We start from the raw sequence: 15,087 nt of genomic DNA, 5'->3' as shown, positions 1-15,087 counted from the left end.
CCTGCCTTGCTGACCGCACTCGCCGCAATCTTCATCCTCGCCTATGCGGCGATCGCGCTCGAGCATCCTATCGGGGTGAACAAGAGCGCGTCTGCGCTACTCGGCGCGGGCGTGCTCTGGACAATCTACGCGCTCGCGACCGGCGACCACACGCTGGTCGGCCGTCAGCTTGACGAGTCCGTCGCTGCCACCGCGCAGATCGTGTTCTTCCTGGTTGGCGCGATGACCATCGTCGAGGTCATCGACGCCCATGACGGTTTCGAGGTCATCACCTCCCGCATCAGCACGACCAGCCAGGTCCGTCTGATATGGCTGATTGGCTTCGTTACCTTCTTCCTCAGTGCAATCCTCGACAATCTGACCACCACCATCGTCATGGTCTCGCTGATCCAGCGGCTGATCGCCAAGCGCGACGACCGCTTGCTGTTCGCCTCCCTCATCGTCATCGCCGCAAATGCCGGCGGCGCATGGACCGTGATCGGCGACGTCACCACGACCATGCTGTGGATCGGCGGACAGATTTCGCCCCTGAAAATCATGAGCGCGGTGTTCCTGCCCTCCTTGCTCAACCTGCTGGTGCCGCTCGCATTCATCAGCTTTTCACTCAAGGGCAAGACCATCGCACCACCGCCGAAAGAGGACGGATTGCAGGGCGTCGATCCGTTCGAGCGGAACGTGATGTTCTATCTCGGACTCGGCGTACTGATCGCGGTGCCCGCCTTCAAGACGGTCACGCACCTGCCGCCCTTCATGGGCGTCCTGCTCGGGCTTGGCATCGTGTGGTTGGTCGGCGAGATCGTTCATCGCAAAAAGGATGAGCATGTCCGCGGTCCCCTCACGCTTGCGAATGCGCTGACGCGGATCGACATGGGCTCGATCGTATTCTTCCTCGGCATCTTGCTCGCGGTCGCCTGCCTCGAACATGCCGGCCTGCTCTCCATGGTGGCCAAATGGCTGGACACCGCGATCGGCCGACAGGACATCATCGTGATCGTGCTCGGCCTGCTCAGTGCTGTCATCGACAACGTGCCGCTGGTCGCCGCGACGATGGGCATGTACGACCTCGCGCATTATCCACCCGACAGCTTCATCTGGGAGTTCATCGCCTATTGCGCCGGAACCGGCGGCTCGATCCTGATCATCGGCTCGGCCGCAGGCGTCGCCGCCATGGGGCTCGAGCGCATCGAGTTCCTCTGGTACGCCCGCCGCATCGCCGTTCCCGCGCTCGCCGGCTATCTGGCGGGCGCCGTGGTGTACATCGCGCAGCACGCGGCGCTGCATTGAGCGGCTCACGCCGGATCCAAAATTAACGCCGGGTTAACGTAATTCTTTAGCTCCTTAAGTCACCTCTTAAGGATTTCTTGCCAGAGATAGAGAATGCAGAAGGCCCGTCCCGCGCGGGCAGGAATTGTTGTTGTGCGATGAGTAAACCCGCTGAAAAGCCCGAGGTTGTGCAGCTTCCGGCCGAGCCGGTGAGCGTGCCGTCGGCGAGCAATCGCCGGGCTGCGGCACAGCGGGTGCGCGAGGCGCGCGATAAGTTAACGTCGACCAGTGGAACCCGGCCGGCTTTCGATGCCGAAATGCTGCGCCAGTACGCCCAGACGCGGCTGTCGGCCTCCTATGTCGTGATGCTGCTTGTGGTCGCGACAGGCGTGCTGTTTGGGCTGTGGATGCAGCCGATCCCGGCCGCGGCCTGGACCGCCGGCATGCTTTGCATTCATGCCGCAATGATCCGCAGCTGCCACCGCTTCCTGGCCGAGCCCGCCTCGCCCGCGGCAACGCGCGCATGGCAGACGCGTTTCGTCGTGCTCGACCTGCTCTATGGCCTTTGCTGGATGGCGATCCTGATCCATCCCGTGCTCGACATGATCACGGAAACGCTGATGATGTTCCTGATGCTGCTGGTGATCGCAGTATCAAGCATGCTGGCCGCCAATCTGCCGATCGCCGCCCTCGCCGCCACCGCACCGGTCGCGGTCGCGATGGCGCTGAGCTTCGTGATGACTGGCTCGCTGGATAATTACATCCTGGCCGCGCTCGCCGTCGCCGCCGAAGGCTATTTCGTGTTGCTGGCTCACCGCCTGCACTCTTCGACCTTCGCCACGCTCGAGGCGCGGGCCGAGAAGGACGCGCTGATCGGCGAGCTCGAACAAGCCAAGGCGATCTCGGACGAAGCGCGCCACCGCGCCGAATCCGCCAATGTGGCCAAGTCGCGCTTTCTGGCGCAGATGAGCCACGAACTGCGGACGCCGCTCAATGCAATCCTCGGCTTCTCGGAAGTGATGAAGAGCGAGATTTTCGGCGCGCATGCCGTGCCGGTCTACAAGGAGTACTCGGCCGACATCCACAATTCCGGCGTCCACCTGCTCAACCTCATCAACGAGATCCTCGATCTGTCGCGGATCGAGGCTGGCCGCTACGAGCTCAACGAGGAAGCGGTCTCGCTGGTCGGCATCGTCGCCGACTGCCATCATTTGATGAAGCTGCGCGCCTCGAGCCGTGGCATCACCATCCACGAGGTGTTCGAGCAGGCGATGCCGCGGCTGTGGGCCGACGAGCGCGCGATCCGCCAGGTCGTGCTCAATCTGCTCTCCAACTCGATCAAGTTCACTCCGCAGGGCGGCGAGATCTGGCTCAAGGCCGGCTGGACGGCCTCAGGCGGACAATATCTCTCGGTGAAGGACACCGGCTCCGGGATTCCCGAGGACGAGATCCCGGTCGTGCTCGCATCGTTCGGCCAAGGTTCCAATTCGATCAAGTCGGCCGAACAGGGCGCCGGTCTCGGCCTGCCGATCGCCAAGAATCTGGTCGACCTGCATGGCGGTACATTCACGCTGAAATCGAAGCTGCGCATCGGCACCGAAGTGATCGTCACCTTCCCGCCCGAGCGCGTGATGAGCGCGCTGGCGCCGATGTCGGATGATTCTCCGCCGCTCCAACCCGAGAGTTCCGCGGTGGCGGACGAGAAGCGCCGGCCCCGCCGCAAGCCGATCATGAGCGCGGGTACGGGCTCGTAACGAGATGCTTGCAGACATGCCCGACCATCCGCCACTATGCCCCAATGAGCAAAGAAACGCCGTGCGTGGCGGTCTGCATGATCGACCCCAAGACCAGGCTGTGCTTCGGCTGCGGACGCACATTGCCGGAGATCGCGCGCTGGCACGCCATGGAGAGCGCGGAGCGGCTCGCCCTCATGGCGCTGTTGCCGGCGCGCATGAATCAGGCTGGACTTCCGCCCATCGCGGGATCGCCGAAACACACCTGACCGGTCGGCGCGCATCTGGAAATGCGCAATGATCCGCTTTCTGCTCGTCTTCATCATGCTCGCCTGCACGGCCGGTGCCGTCGTCGCCTATGGCGATTCCGACCAGATCGCGCGCGCAAGCAGCAAGGTCTCGCATATCTTTCGCACGCAGACCGCAGCGCCCGCGCCCGCCGTGCAGATTCCGCGCGGCCAGGGCGGCGAATTCGCGCTGCGCGCGAAGATCAACGGCGTGGCCGCACCGATGGTCATTGACACCGGCGCGACCTCGGTGGTGCTGACCTGGGAAACCGCGAAGGCGATCGGGCTGCCGCTCGAGATGCTCGAATACGATGTCGATCTCGAAACCGCGGGCGGTCACACCAAGGCGGCCCGCCTCACGATCGACCGCCTCTCCGTCGGCAACCTCGTCGAGAAGTCGGTGCCGGCCCTCGTCGTGCAGCGCGGACAGATGAAGACCAATCTGCTCGGCATGAGCTTCCTCGATCGCCTGGAGAGCTGGGGCGTGCGCGCCGACAGGCTGATGCTCACGGGTTATCCGGAGCTCCAGACCAGTCGCCGCCGCTCGCGCCTGGCAGTCGACTAGACTCTTGCAATCCGGCTCGTCATGCGATTACGGCTAGGCCGCCGCCTCCGCCAGTGCGCGCGCACCGACACGCGCAATCGCTTCGCGTAGCACCTCGAGGCCAGCGCCCGGCTTCACCCCCTGCTCGGCAAGATGCCGGCGGAAGGCGCGCGCGCCGGGGACGGCGTGGAATGCGCCGACGAAATGCCTCGTCATGGAGTGCAGCCTCGTGCCGCGCGCGAGCTGCTGTTCGATGTAGGGCATCATCGCTTCGAGCGCATCCTGCATCGAGGCATGCGGCGCCGCCTCGCCGAAAATGCCAGTATCGACCGAGAGCAGCCGCCACGGCTCCTGATAGGCGGCTCGTCCAAGCATCGCGCCGTCAACGTGATCGAGATGTGCCCTTGCCTCGTCGACACCGGGGATGCCGCCGTTGATGATGACAGGCACATCCGGCATCGCGCGCTTGAGGCGATAGACGCGATCATAGTCGAGCGGCGGGATGTCGCGATTCTCCTTTGGTGACAAACCGCTGAGCCATGCTTTCCGGGCATGTACGATCAGCGCATCGCAGCCGGAGTCAACGACTGCGTGCGCAAGGTTGTCGAGCGCGACTTCGGGATCCTGGTCGTCGATCCCGATGCGGCACTTCACGGTCACGGGCACGGCCACCGCACCCTTCATCGCCTCGACGCACCTCGCCACGAGATCAGGCTCTGCCATCAGGCAAGCGCCGAAACGGCCGTCCTTCACGCGGTCGGAGGGGCAGCCGACGTTGAGGTTGATTTCGTCATAACCGAACTCCTCGCCGATCCGCGCCACCAGCGCCAGCTCGCGTGGATCCGACCCGCCGAGCTGAAGCGCGACCGGGTGCTCGACCAGGTCGAACCCAAGCAGCCGCTTCCGGTCACCATGAATGATGGCGCCAGTGGTCAGCATCTCCGTATAGAGCAGCGCCCGCCTCGTCAGGTGACGGTGGAACACCCGGCAATGCCGGTCGGTCCAATCCATCATGGGCGCCACGGAAAAGCGATATTCTTGATATTCCAAGTAGTTATCCTATCCTTACAATGGACTAGAGCAGGAACAAGTGCACACGTGTGCACTCCAAACTAGCCAAAATTGCACACGTTTGTACCGCGTTTGATCTCCCGGTGCACACTAGCGCACATGAAATCCGGGTGGAGCGCACACGCGGTGCCGACCTTTAAGAAGCTCAAGTCGGGCAGCTGGCGCGTTCAAGTCAGGAGGAATCGTATCGCACTTCGTAGTCCTGGCCCGTTAGCCACGCGGGCGCGATCTTGTTTGCGTCCCCGTGCGGTCTTCTTCTTCGCTGCCATCTGCTCCTCCGTCCGCGAAACTCATCGCGGTGCGACGCTTCAAGGAATCGCGAGTTCCTTCAAAGAAGCTGTTGCGAGCGCGAGGCCGAACGAACGCGAGCGACGCAGCATCGCGGCTCCAACTTGGTGGGCTTTTCCATTTTCATTTCCTCGACCGCCTGCACGAAGGCTTCGTCGCGCCGCATGAGCAAAGCGGCCATTTGGCGCACGTCGCGCGAGCTGGTTTGCTCCGGACTTTCGCCCGGAGCCCGCTCCCATTTTCTTGCAGATGCTTCTCTAGATCCTCCTTTCCAAAACCCACGGCTCGGGAAAACTTGGAACTTCTCAGCCCAGCGTAGGTTGGTTGCCGATCGTTGAACTCAGGAGCCGAAAATGAGCCGCGGAATGCCATCGATGACCGCCCTCTTGGGTATGCTCGCAATCGCGGGGTATCAAAATCGGGACAAGCTGGCGGACATGTTTCGCAATGCGACCTCCGGCCAGCCGGCGGGTGCCAAGGATTCCCTGAGCGGCATGCTTGGCGGCCTAGCGGGCACCGGAGGCGTGGGTTCGCTGCTGAACGGCGGGATCGGCGAATTGCTCGAGCACTTCAGGCAGAACGGGCAAGGCGATACGGCTCAATCCTGGATCAATCAGGGGCCGAACCGCGAAGTCACCCCGCCCGAACTCCAGCAGGCTATCGGTCCGGACGTCCTTCAAAAACTGGAGCAGCAGACCGGCTTGTCGCAGCAGGAGATTCTCGACCGTTTGTCCCGAGAGCTTCCGACTGCCGTGGACAAATACACGCCTGATGGACGTCTTCCGGCTTCATCGGCGGGATAACACCACAGCGATCGAGGGAGAGACATGAGCATTATCTGGACGATCATCATCGGTTTCATCGCAGGCGTCATCGCGAAGTTCATCATGCCCGGCGACAACGAGCCCTCGGGTTTCATCCTGACCGCCATCCTGGGAATAGTGGGCGCGTTCGTTGCGACCTATCTTGGCCAATCTCTCGGCTGGTACCGGCCAGGAGAAGGCGCAGGACTAGTGGGGGCAGTGGTAGGCGCCATCATCGTGCTTTTCGTCTACGGTTTTGTAGCCGGTCGCAGCCGTCGGGCCATCTAACCACAGTGAACGGAATTCTGCGCGTTAGCGGAGAATTCGCCCGGTGTGAAAGGCGATCGGCAAGATGAAATGGATGCTCGTTGTCCTGGTGGGAGGCATGACCCCGGTCAACACCGACCTGGTTTTCGACAAGTTCGCCGATTGCCTTGCCGCCGAGGAGCAGATGCGAAAGCACTATACGGACGCTTTCGAGGCCTGGGACCGATGGGCCGCGGCCAATATCGAGCGACGACGCGAATACTCAAAGGTCCGCGACCTCCAGGCCAAACGCCTGCTCAGCAACATCGGTACGTGCGTTCCTCATGCGGGCGGCGACCCCGCGGCGCTTCAGCAGCAGAGCAATCCGACACCTCCTCAAACTCCTCAAGCCGCACCTATGCCTCAGCCAAGTCCGAAAACGTGACGTCTGTACGTTTCGAACAGGCGCGGCCGCAAACGAATGTTGCAGCTGCGCTTTCATCGCCCCTGCCTTCATTGTTCTCGCCCCGCGCTGACCTTTGGCCTGCTGACGATTATAGGTGCACGCCTCAATGTTGCCCTGACGGACCTGCGGGCTGACGATGTCGGCCGAACTGTAGGCGAGAATGGGCGCTGCCGCTTCTCGAGCGCAAGAAGCGGCTCAAGGCCCTCCTGCCACGCCACAAGCTGACCGCGTTCAGCAAGCACCGCAAGGGCAGCGGCACAAAATTCTTTGCAGAGAAGCCGATCTGAGACATCTCGAAGGCGTCATGGCCAAGCGCGCCGACAGCCCATACGCGTCCGGACGCCGGACCGCCGATTGGCTGAGGTAAAGACCGCACAGCGGCAGGAGGTAGTGATCGCCGGCTTCACGGCGCCGAGGCGAACCCGGCCCTTCTTCGGCGCCCTCGTGCTGGCGGTACGCGACGACGATGCATGGCGGTACATCGGCCACGTCGGCACCGGCTTCAGCCACCAAGTTCTCGAAGAGCTTCACCGCAAGCTCGTGAGGCTCAAGACAGCCAAGTCGCCCTTCCCCGGCCAAAGTAAAGGATGAGCGGGTCACGACCTGGGTGCATCCTTCGTTGGTCGCGGAAGTGAAATTAGCGGAGTGGACCAGCAAGGGCGAGCTGCGCCAGCAAGTCTATCTCGGCCTGAGGTCGGACAAATTGGCCAAGGACGTCGTTCGCGAAAAGAAATGGCCGCGAAAATAGTATGCCGAGACGAAACGTGGACCCCAGGAGTTCAACCAGCGGTGCGCTCGGATGCCGAAGGCCACGGCGGCAGGGGCGGCAGTCCGAGGGCCTTACGTACTGGTCCGAACGACCTCCGGTGAGCTGCGCATGCACCAAGCCTGGCGAGCGCCTGATAATGAGCCGGCACCGGGTAGCCCTTGTGATCCGCGAATCCGTAGCCGGGGTGACGCACATCGAGCGTCCGCATTATGCGGTCGCGCTCGACTTTCGCGAGGATGGAGGCGGCGGCGATGCTGGCGGACTTGGCGTCGCCTTTAATGATGGACTGCTGAGGGATCTCGATTTCCTTCAACCGCTTCGCGTCAATCAGCAAGTGCTGCGGCGCCAACCCTAGCCCCCGGACCGCACGCTGCATCGCCTGGATGCCTGCCCAATAGATGTTGATCGCGTCGATCTCCTCGACCTCGACGAATGCCACACACCAACTCTCTGCCTTTTCCTTGATCTCCTTCGCGAGTTCTTCGCGAGCGGCGGCATCGAGTTTTTTCGAGTCGTCAATTCCGATTATCCGCGTGCCGGGTTTCAGGATCACGGCGCCGGCGGAGACTGGCCCGGCGAGAGGGCTCATTCCCGCCTCGTCCACGCCTGCCACAATATGATGGCCGCTTGCCCAGAGAGAGGTCTCGAAGCGGAGCATCTTTCGCAGGCGCTGCCCTTCGGACCTGTTTTCGGAGCGCCGTTTATCGATGGAAGCCAGGATGGCACGGGCTCCCGCGCGGGCGTCGGCCCGTAAGACCTGCTCGACGCTGGCCTCGAGGGGTCTTTTCTCGACGACATAGCGCCGCCGCAATTCATCGAGTGAATACTGGGACATGGCGGCCTTCCTGAAGATTGACTGCGAGAAGCGTGTCGGTGAAATTTGTGGCGATTGTCTGAAGCTAGACCATGCCGTCATCGACTGCGCAGCGCCTTGTCGAAAGAACCGGACCGGCTCTCCATCTGAGGTCCCGCTGTTCTGGAGGCCACTGATCCCGCCTCGCGTCCACCGACCTCCGAGCGGAACCAACCGGTGTCTTCATCCCTTTAGAATGAGTGGAGCCTCGATCCCAGGGTGCTTCCGAGGGGACCGGCCCATGCTCCGACAAACCAGCAACGAAGAAGAGGTTCTGGACCGCACCGCCGAGGTCGCGGCCACCATCGCGGAAGAAGGCCTCCGGTACGTCAGCGACTCCGCGCCGGGGTACACGCGCAAGCGGACTGGAACCACTTTCAGCTACTACGACAAGGACGGCAAGCGCATCACCGATGCCGCCGTCATCCGACGCATCAAATCAATCGGCATCCCGCCGGCCTACGAATCCGTGTGGATCTGCCCGTCTTCGAACGGCCACATCCAGGCAACCGGGCTCGATGCGCGGGGCCGCAAGCAGTACCGCTACCACGCAAAATGGCGCGAGTTGCGCGACCAGAACAAGTACGAGCACATCATCCAGTTCGCAGCCGCGCTGCCAGCGCTGCGGGAGCGGGTCGCCGCCGACATGAAGCGGGACGGACTGCCCCGCGAGAAGGTGCTGGCCACGATCGTCAGTCTTCTGGAGAAGACGTTGATCCGGGTCGGCAACGCCGAGTATGCCGAGAAAAACAAGTCCTACGGGCTCACCACTATGCGTCGCAAGCACGTCGCGGTCGGGCGCGGCGTCCTTCGGTTCGACTTTACGGGCAAGTCGGGCAAACAGTGGAAGCTTCGCGTCGAGGACAAGCGGATAGCCGCGATCGTGAAGCGCTGCGCGGAGATCCCCGGACACGAGCTCTTCAAGTACCTGGACGACGACGGACAGCCCCGCACCGTCGATTCCGGCGACGTCAACGCCTACATCAAGGATATCACGGGCGAGGACTTCAGTGCGAAGGATTTTCGGACTTGGGCGGGAACGGTTCTGGCGGCGTTGGCCCTGACCGAATTCAAGAAGTACGATAACCAGGCCGAGGCGAAGCGCAACGTCGTCGCCGCCATCGAAAGCGTCTCGAAGCAACTCGGCAACACACCGGCGATCTGCCGCAAGTGCTACGTGCACCCGGAAGTCCTGAACGCCTACATGTCTGGTGACCTCGTGAAGATGATTGATGCCAAGATCGCGCAGAAGTTCAAGCGCCAGTACGCCAAGCTCACTCCCGACGAGATCGTGGTGCTGGCATTTCTCCGCAAGCGTCTCAATTCTCTGAAGGCGCCCGCCTAGCCTCGCGTACCAGTCTCCGGACGCCCGCGTCCTCCTCGATGCCTGCGCGCACGCCTCGGCAGGTGCCGGAAGCTGTCGAAGGCGAACAGAAGCTGGCCGGCGTGCTTGTTATTGTCGGCTTGCTTGCCGCCTTCGCGCTTTCTAATCTCGGCCAAACGTAAAAGGGCATTGGACGCCTTCTGAATCAATCACGTGTTGTCGGCCCACCTGCCAGAGTAAATAAATTCAGGCGCTGCTTTGAGGTCAGCCGCCGTCGCGTTCATCGTGGCGTGCCATTCTTTTGTTTGACCGAGTTCGGACGTATCGCCACGTAATGGCCCCCTAGACCGAAGAAGCCCCCCTTGCAACGACAACTTTTTACTAGCTCCTCTATTCCGAAACTTCGATTGCAATGGGTTGGTGATCGGATGCGTCCGTCGCTTCGTTGACCTCGATGCTGCGAACGTAGCCGGTCAAATCTTCCGTCACGAAAATGAAGTCGCGGCAGTCGGGCCCCTCGGCCCACTGCGCGCGGTCGTAGATTCCGCAAGTCGGCGCACGCGCGCGGCCGGGACGATCGGCGGTCCATGCATCCCGATACGCCAGACCAGGCCGGCCAGATCGGGCAATCAATGCGTGCTGAGGGTCGGCAACGTCAAAATTGAAATCACCACACAGCAGGCTCGACGCCGCGACGGTCTGACTTTCATACGGCTCATCGTGCCGGGAGCCGGCCTGCTTCGGACTCATTGACGCGTCCTCCTGCAAATCCAGCAGGCGAGCGATCTGTGCCTCGCGCTGGCCGGCCGAATGGAACTCGAGATGCGTGTTGACGACGCGGACCACGCCAAACGAGGCCTGAACCGTCACCTCCAGGGCGTGACGGCGCATGCTCCGCACCGCGGCTGCGGCGGGCCATGGCAGCAGATGGTTTGCAATCTGCAGCACCGGCAACCTCGACAGCGTCATGTTACCGAAGCGATGGAGATTGCCATCAGGATCGACAGTTTCGATCGCGGGCCGGAATATTGCGGAGTAGCCGGGCAAAAGGGCTGCCAGCTGTTCGCTCTGATCCGCTCCATCACCAAATCTCGAGAAGTTCGCGCTCACCTCCTGGAAGCAGAACACGTCCGCATCGAGCGTCTGTCGGGCGACGGCAACGATCCTTGCCAGATCGGTCACGCCGTCGCAGCCCTTTCCGCACTGTATGTTCCAGGTGAGAAGTCTCATTAACGGATGCCTGCACGCATGAATGACTGGACGAACTGACGCTGGAACAGCAGAAACGCGATCAGCAGCGGCGCCATCGTCATCACGGTTGCCGCCGTGATCACTGACCAATCCACGCCGGTCTCAGGCGCGCCGAACACGGCCAGCCCCACGGTGAGCGGCCGCGCTTCCACCGAATTTGTGACGATCAACGGCCACAGGAAATTGTTCCAGTGATAGCTGACGGAGACGAGGCCAAAGGCGACGTAGGTCGGGCGAGCCAGCGGGACATAGACCCGCCACAGGATTCCGAGCGGACCCGCTCCCTCGACCCGGGCGGCTTCAACCAACTCCTGGGGCACACCCTTGAAGGTCTGCCGCAGCAGGAAGATGCCGAAGGCGCTCGCGAGATAGGGCAGCGCGATCGCAGGGATCGTATCGAGCAATCCCAGCTTGGCGATCGCGCGGTAGTTCTCGACGATCAGGACGTCGGGCATGATCATCAGCTGGAGCAGAACGAGGGCGAAAGCGATGCCGCTGCCCCTGAACCTGAAGCGCGCAAAGGCATAGGCGGCCAGCGTCGACAGGATGAGCTGACCAACCAGGATCAGCGTCACCAGCACCACCGTGTTGAGATAGTACCGAGCGAACGGCGCCTGGTTCCAGGCCCGGGCAAAATTCTCCAGCGTCCACGGCGCGGACAGGCTGAACGACGTGGCGTAAGCGGCCGGATGCAGCGCGCTCCAAAAGGCATAGGCCAATGGGGCAAGCCAGATCAAAGCCAGGAGCCATGCTGCGACGGCCTCAATGGGGCGTGTCCGGCCTCTCATTGATAGTGGATCCTGCGATCGAGATAACCGAACTTGATCAGCGCAACCGAGCTCAGCAGCATCAGAAGCACAACCGTCAGCGTTGCCGCGTAAGAGGAATCTTGGAAGGTGAAGGCAACTTCATAAATGTAGTAGAGCAGCAGCGTGCTGGCGTTGTTCGGACCGCCCTTGGTCATGATGACCAGATGGTCCACCAACTTGAAGGAGTTGATGACTGCGTTGATCGCCACGAACAACGTGGTCGGCATCAGCAATGGGAACGTGATCCGGCGGAACGTGTACCACCGGCTCGCGCCTTCGATGGAAGCGGCCTCCTCGAGGTCCGGCGAGAGCTGCTGCAGCGCCGCCAGGTAGAAGATCATGAAGAAGCCGGCCTCCTTCCAGATCACCATCACGACCAGACAGCTCATCACCGTCGAGGGATCGCCCAGCCAATTCCAGCCGCCGAAACCGAAAAGGCCGCGCAACTGATCCAGCAACCCGTAATCCGGCGTGTAGAAGAACAGCCAGATATTGGCGACGGCGATCATCGGCAGCACGGTCGGCGTGAAATAGGCCAGTCGCAGAAAGCCGCGGCCGCGTATGTTGCGATTGACCCAGATCGCCATCACCAGGGCCAGGGCAATCGAGGTCGGGATCGTGCCGAGCGCGAACCAGAAATTATTGACCAGCGCCTTCCAGAAGATCGGATCGGCCGCCATGGACCGATAGCTGTCAAGCCCGACGAAGGCCTCCGTGCCATTGCGGCGCGTGACGAACAGCGAATGCCGGATCGTCGCCAGAATCGGAAAGTGCGTGAATGCGAGTAGCAGGACGGCCGCTGGCAGCAGCAGCAGCCAGGCATTCACGGTGTTCCACCACGCTTGCGATCGGGCACGGCGCGGGGCTATTGGCGATGAGACCATGGAGTCGGACATCTGTGAGCCGGCGGGATGGCGGTGGCGCGCCATCCCGCCACGTCCCTATTTGTAGGCGCGCAAGACGCGGTCGGACTGCTGTTGCGCGGCGGCCAGCGCTTCCTGCGGCTTCTGCGCGCCCGTGATCGCGGCCTGCACGGCATCCCCGATGAACTTGTAGATGCGGCCGTTCTCATGAACGGAGAGCTCCGGCACCGCGTGCTCCAGCTGATCGCGCGCAACTGTGGCCTGCGGGAAGGCCTTTGCGTAGGCCTCCATCGTCGGCGTCTTGTAGGCGGCCGGCGACACTGCCACGTAGCCGGTCTTCATGCTCCATTCGGCCGCGCGATCCGGAGCCGTCATCCATTGAATGAACTTGACGGCCGCCTTCTGCTGTTCGGGAGACGCACTCTTGAAGATGTAGAAATTGCCGCCGCCGGTCGGTGATCCGCGCCGCTCTCTGGCCGGCAGCATGGCCACACCGAACTGGAATTTCGCGGCGTCCTTGACCGCCGTCAGATTGCCGGTGGTGTGCCACATCATCGCCGTCTTGCCTTCGAGGAAATCGTTGCGCAGCGTCGCCCAATCGATGCTGCCGGCCGGGGCGACGTTGTGCTTGCGCGACAGGTCGACCCAGTACTCGAGGGCGGCGACCGTCTTCGGAGCGGTCAGATAGACCTCGTTGCCGGGCTCGTTCATCATCTTCTGCCCGTTCTCGATTGCCAGCGCCTGCAGCATCCAGTAGGCATATCCGGTCGAGGGAATTTCGATGCCCCAGCGCGTCGTGTTGCCGCCATCCTTCTTGACCAGATTCTTCGACATCTCGACCATTTCGTCCCAGGACGCCGGCGCCTTCTCGGGATCAAGGCCCGCCTCCTTGAAGGCGTCCTTGTTCCAGTACAGCACGATGGTCGAACGCTGGAACGGCACGCTCCAGGTCTTGCCGTCGATCTGCCCGTTCGCCATGAACGCCGGATAGAACTCCTTGAACCAGGCCTTGTCGCCGACGAGATCGTCAAACGGCACGATCGCGTTCTCGTCCATCAGCGTGAACACGTCGGTCGACAGCAACACCGACAGTTGCGGCGGCTGCCCGCCCTTCATGGCGGTCATCGCCTTAGTCATCGTATCCGTGTAGTTGCCGGCATAGACCGCCGTCATCTTGACGTCGGGATTGTCCTTCTCGAAGCGCGAGACCATGTCGTCGATGATCTTGGTGACGGGACCGCCGACCGCGACCGGATAGTACATGGTCAGATCCACCGCGGCGGCCGGGCGTGCAGCCATCGAGAGTACGGCAAACGCCGCTGCCATCAACATCGTTCGTCGCGCAAACATGGGACAATCTCCTTCGTTACTGCGTTTGAAACAGCCGCTGCTATCGACCGGATATCGCCCGCTGGCCCTCTGTGACGATGGTCTCCAAGCGAGTTTCCGAACTTGAATCGAACCGATGCTCGAGCCCGGGTTCCCACGCGATCCGGACATCCTCGCCTGGCCGAACCTTGCTGAAACCTTCGAGCCGCACCGAGATGGGCTGACCGTCGACCTCGCACAGAACGATGCTGTCGGCCCCAAGATGCTCGATCGCCCTGACGCGCGCAAAACGGTCCCCGCCCGACACGATGCGGATATGCTCCGGCCGGATGCCGATGAGATGATCACCCTGGCGCAACAGGTTCATCGGCGGCGTGCCGATGAACCGCGCCGTGAATGCCGTCGCCGGCCGGTTATATAGCTCCTCTGGTGTGCCATTCTGCTCGATACGACCATCGCGCATCAGCACGACGCGATCCGCCATCGTCATGGCTTCGGTCTGATCGTGGGTCACGTAGACCATCGTCATTCCGAGCCGCTGTTGCAGGGCGCGGATCTCCGTCCGCATCTCATGCCGCAGCTTGGCGTCCAGATTTGAAAGCGGCTCGTCCATGAGGCAGACCCGCGCTTCCGCAATGATGGCTCGTCCCAGTGCAACCCGCTGGCGCTGGCCGCCAGATAGCTGCGACGGCTTGCGTTCAAGCAGATGCGCAAGGCCAACAATCTCGGCCACACGCCGGAGCCGCTCGTCTCGTTCCGCGCGCGACACGCGACGCACACGCAGTCCGAAGACGATGTTCTCGGCTACGCTCAAATGCGGAAACAGCGCATAGGACTGGAAGACCATGGAGATATTCCGCTGCGCCGGGGTCAGATGGGTCACGTCGACGCCGCCGATGGCGATCGTACCCGCATCAGCATCCTCAAGGCCGGCGATCAGCCGCAGCGTGGTCGACTTACCGCAGCCGGACGGTCCCAGCAGCACAAGCAGCGAGCCCTCGTTCGCCGTCAGACTGACGTCATCGACGGCGCGCATCGCGCCCCAGAACTTGGAGACATGACTCAGCGTGATCGCTGACATGGCCTGTTCGCTCTCACCGTGATGCAGCCACGCCGCTGGCGACGGCTCGCTGCAACGGACCAATGCAACGCCGCTCACCGCAGACAGACCGGTCCATGCGCCCTCCC

16 protein-coding genes and 2 pseudogenes are annotated in these 15,087 nt (G+C 62.4%); 9 read left to right on the top strand and 9 right to left on the bottom strand.

Annotated features, from left to right (window positions below; genetic code table 11):
• Positions 1–6: 6 nt before the first annotated feature.
• The 4 genes from nhaD to IVB13_RS36275 all read left to right on the top strand — a co-directional run bounded on the left by nhaD (position 7) and on the right by IVB13_RS36275 (position 3,848).
• Positions 7–1,284, top strand: a complete 1,278-nt coding sequence (gene nhaD, locus IVB13_RS36290; RefSeq protein ID WP_018459392.1) for a sodium:proton antiporter NhaD — start codon at positions 7–9, stop codon at positions 1,282–1,284.
• A gap of 137 nt (positions 1,285–1,421) precedes the next feature.
• The gene (locus IVB13_RS36285) at positions 1,422–3,017 is read left to right on the top strand and encodes a HAMP domain-containing sensor histidine kinase (protein ID WP_085352721.1); all 1,596 of its coding nucleotides are present in this window, start codon (positions 1,422–1,424) and stop codon (positions 3,015–3,017) included.
• Positions 3,018–3,061: 44 nt separating this feature from the next.
• The gene (locus IVB13_RS36280; RefSeq protein WP_018459394.1) at positions 3,062–3,265 is read left to right on the top strand and encodes a DUF1289 domain-containing protein; all 204 of its coding nucleotides are present in this window, start codon (positions 3,062–3,064) and stop codon (positions 3,263–3,265) included.
• Positions 3,266–3,293: 28 nt separating this feature from the next.
• Positions 3,294–3,848 carry a TIGR02281 family clan AA aspartic protease gene (locus tag IVB13_RS36275; RefSeq protein ID WP_247492404.1) on the top strand — a complete coding sequence of 185 codons (555 nt, stop codon included), beginning with the start codon at positions 3,294–3,296 and terminating at the stop codon, positions 3,846–3,848.
• Positions 3,849–3,881: 33 nt separating this feature from the next.
• Here the strand turns inward: IVB13_RS36275 and dusA are convergent, their stop codons facing one another.
• The 3 genes and pseudogenes from dusA to IVB13_RS36260 all read right to left on the bottom strand — a co-directional run bounded on the left by dusA (position 3,882) and on the right by IVB13_RS36260 (position 5,367).
• Positions 3,882–4,877, bottom strand: coding sequence for a tRNA dihydrouridine(20/20a) synthase DusA (gene dusA, locus IVB13_RS36270; RefSeq protein ID WP_256467317.1), 996 nt, complete (start codon positions 4,875–4,877; stop codon positions 3,882–3,884).
• A gap of 199 nt (positions 4,878–5,076) precedes the next feature.
• Positions 5,077–5,167: pseudogene (locus IVB13_RS36265) on the bottom strand (DUF3606 domain-containing protein); the annotation flags it as partial.
• Between the two features lie 59 nt (positions 5,168–5,226).
• Entirely contained in the window at positions 5,227–5,367 is a 141-nt protein-coding gene (locus tag IVB13_RS36260) for a hypothetical protein (protein ID WP_247492394.1), read from the bottom strand.
• 172 nt (positions 5,368–5,539) lie between these two features.
• Here IVB13_RS36260 and IVB13_RS36255 point away from each other — a divergent pair, with 172 nt between their 5' ends.
• The 4 genes and pseudogenes from IVB13_RS36255 to IVB13_RS36240 form a co-directional block, all read left to right on the top strand.
• Entirely contained in the window at positions 5,540–5,989 is a 450-nt protein-coding gene (locus IVB13_RS36255; RefSeq protein ID WP_247492392.1) for a YidB family protein, read from the top strand.
• Between the two features lie 24 nt (positions 5,990–6,013).
• Positions 6,014–6,277: a GlsB/YeaQ/YmgE family stress response membrane protein gene (locus IVB13_RS36250; RefSeq protein ID WP_247396544.1), complete on the top strand. Its 264-nt coding sequence runs from the start codon at positions 6,014–6,016 to the stop codon at positions 6,275–6,277.
• 64 nt (positions 6,278–6,341) lie between these two features.
• Positions 6,342–6,680: a hypothetical protein gene (locus IVB13_RS36245; RefSeq protein WP_247492390.1), complete on the top strand. Its 339-nt coding sequence runs from the start codon at positions 6,342–6,344 to the stop codon at positions 6,678–6,680.
• 191 nt (positions 6,681–6,871) lie between these two features.
• Positions 6,872–7,449 (top strand): annotated as a pseudogene (locus tag IVB13_RS36240) (DNA ligase); the annotation flags it as partial.
• 31 nt (positions 7,450–7,480) lie between these two features.
• Here IVB13_RS36240 and IVB13_RS36235 read toward each other — a convergent pair.
• On the bottom strand, positions 7,481–8,305 hold the full coding sequence (locus IVB13_RS36235) for a ribonuclease HII (protein ID WP_018459402.1): 825 nt from the start codon (positions 8,303–8,305) through the stop codon (positions 7,481–7,483).
• Here IVB13_RS36235 and IVB13_RS36230 point away from each other — a divergent pair.
• Entirely contained in the window at positions 8,304–9,668 is a 1,365-nt protein-coding gene (locus tag IVB13_RS36230; RefSeq protein ID WP_247492388.1) for a DNA topoisomerase IB, read from the top strand. The two genes, IVB13_RS36235 and IVB13_RS36230, sit on opposite strands and share 2 nt — an antisense overlap.
• 369 nt (positions 9,669–10,037) lie before the next feature.
• Here IVB13_RS36230 and IVB13_RS36225 read toward each other — a convergent pair whose 3' ends face one another.
• The 5 genes from IVB13_RS36225 to IVB13_RS36205 are packed head-to-tail and all read right to left on the bottom strand — an operon-like array spanning position 10,038 to position 14,980.
• Positions 10,038–10,877, bottom strand: a complete 840-nt coding sequence (locus IVB13_RS36225) for an endonuclease/exonuclease/phosphatase family protein (RefSeq protein ID WP_085385585.1) — start codon at positions 10,875–10,877, stop codon at positions 10,038–10,040.
• Positions 10,877–11,686, bottom strand: a complete 810-nt coding sequence (locus tag IVB13_RS36220) for a carbohydrate ABC transporter permease (protein WP_085352716.1) — start codon at positions 11,684–11,686, stop codon at positions 10,877–10,879. The genes IVB13_RS36225 and IVB13_RS36220 overlap by 1 nt, the downstream gene beginning before the upstream one ends.
• Positions 11,683–12,603, bottom strand: coding sequence for a sugar ABC transporter permease (locus IVB13_RS36215; RefSeq protein WP_247401422.1), 921 nt, complete (start codon positions 12,601–12,603; stop codon positions 11,683–11,685). Before IVB13_RS36215 ends, IVB13_RS36220 begins: the two co-directional genes overlap by 4 nt.
• Before the next feature lie 45 nt (positions 12,604–12,648).
• Positions 12,649–13,902, bottom strand: coding sequence for an ABC transporter substrate-binding protein (locus IVB13_RS36210; RefSeq protein ID WP_247401418.1), 1,254 nt, complete (start codon positions 13,900–13,902; stop codon positions 12,649–12,651).
• Positions 13,903–13,960: 58 nt separating this feature from the next.
• Positions 13,961–14,980, bottom strand: coding sequence for an ABC transporter ATP-binding protein (locus IVB13_RS36205; protein WP_247391186.1), 1,020 nt, complete (start codon positions 14,978–14,980; stop codon positions 13,961–13,963).
• Between the last annotated feature and the right edge of the window lie 107 nt (positions 14,981–15,087).

The organism is Bradyrhizobium sp. 17, assembly GCF_023073515.1.
GTDB lineage: Bacteria > Pseudomonadota > Alphaproteobacteria > Rhizobiales > Xanthobacteraceae > Bradyrhizobium > Bradyrhizobium canariense_D.
The sequence above is the reverse complement of the archived record's forward strand: the minus strand, read 5'-3'. Positions and strand labels throughout refer to the sequence as shown.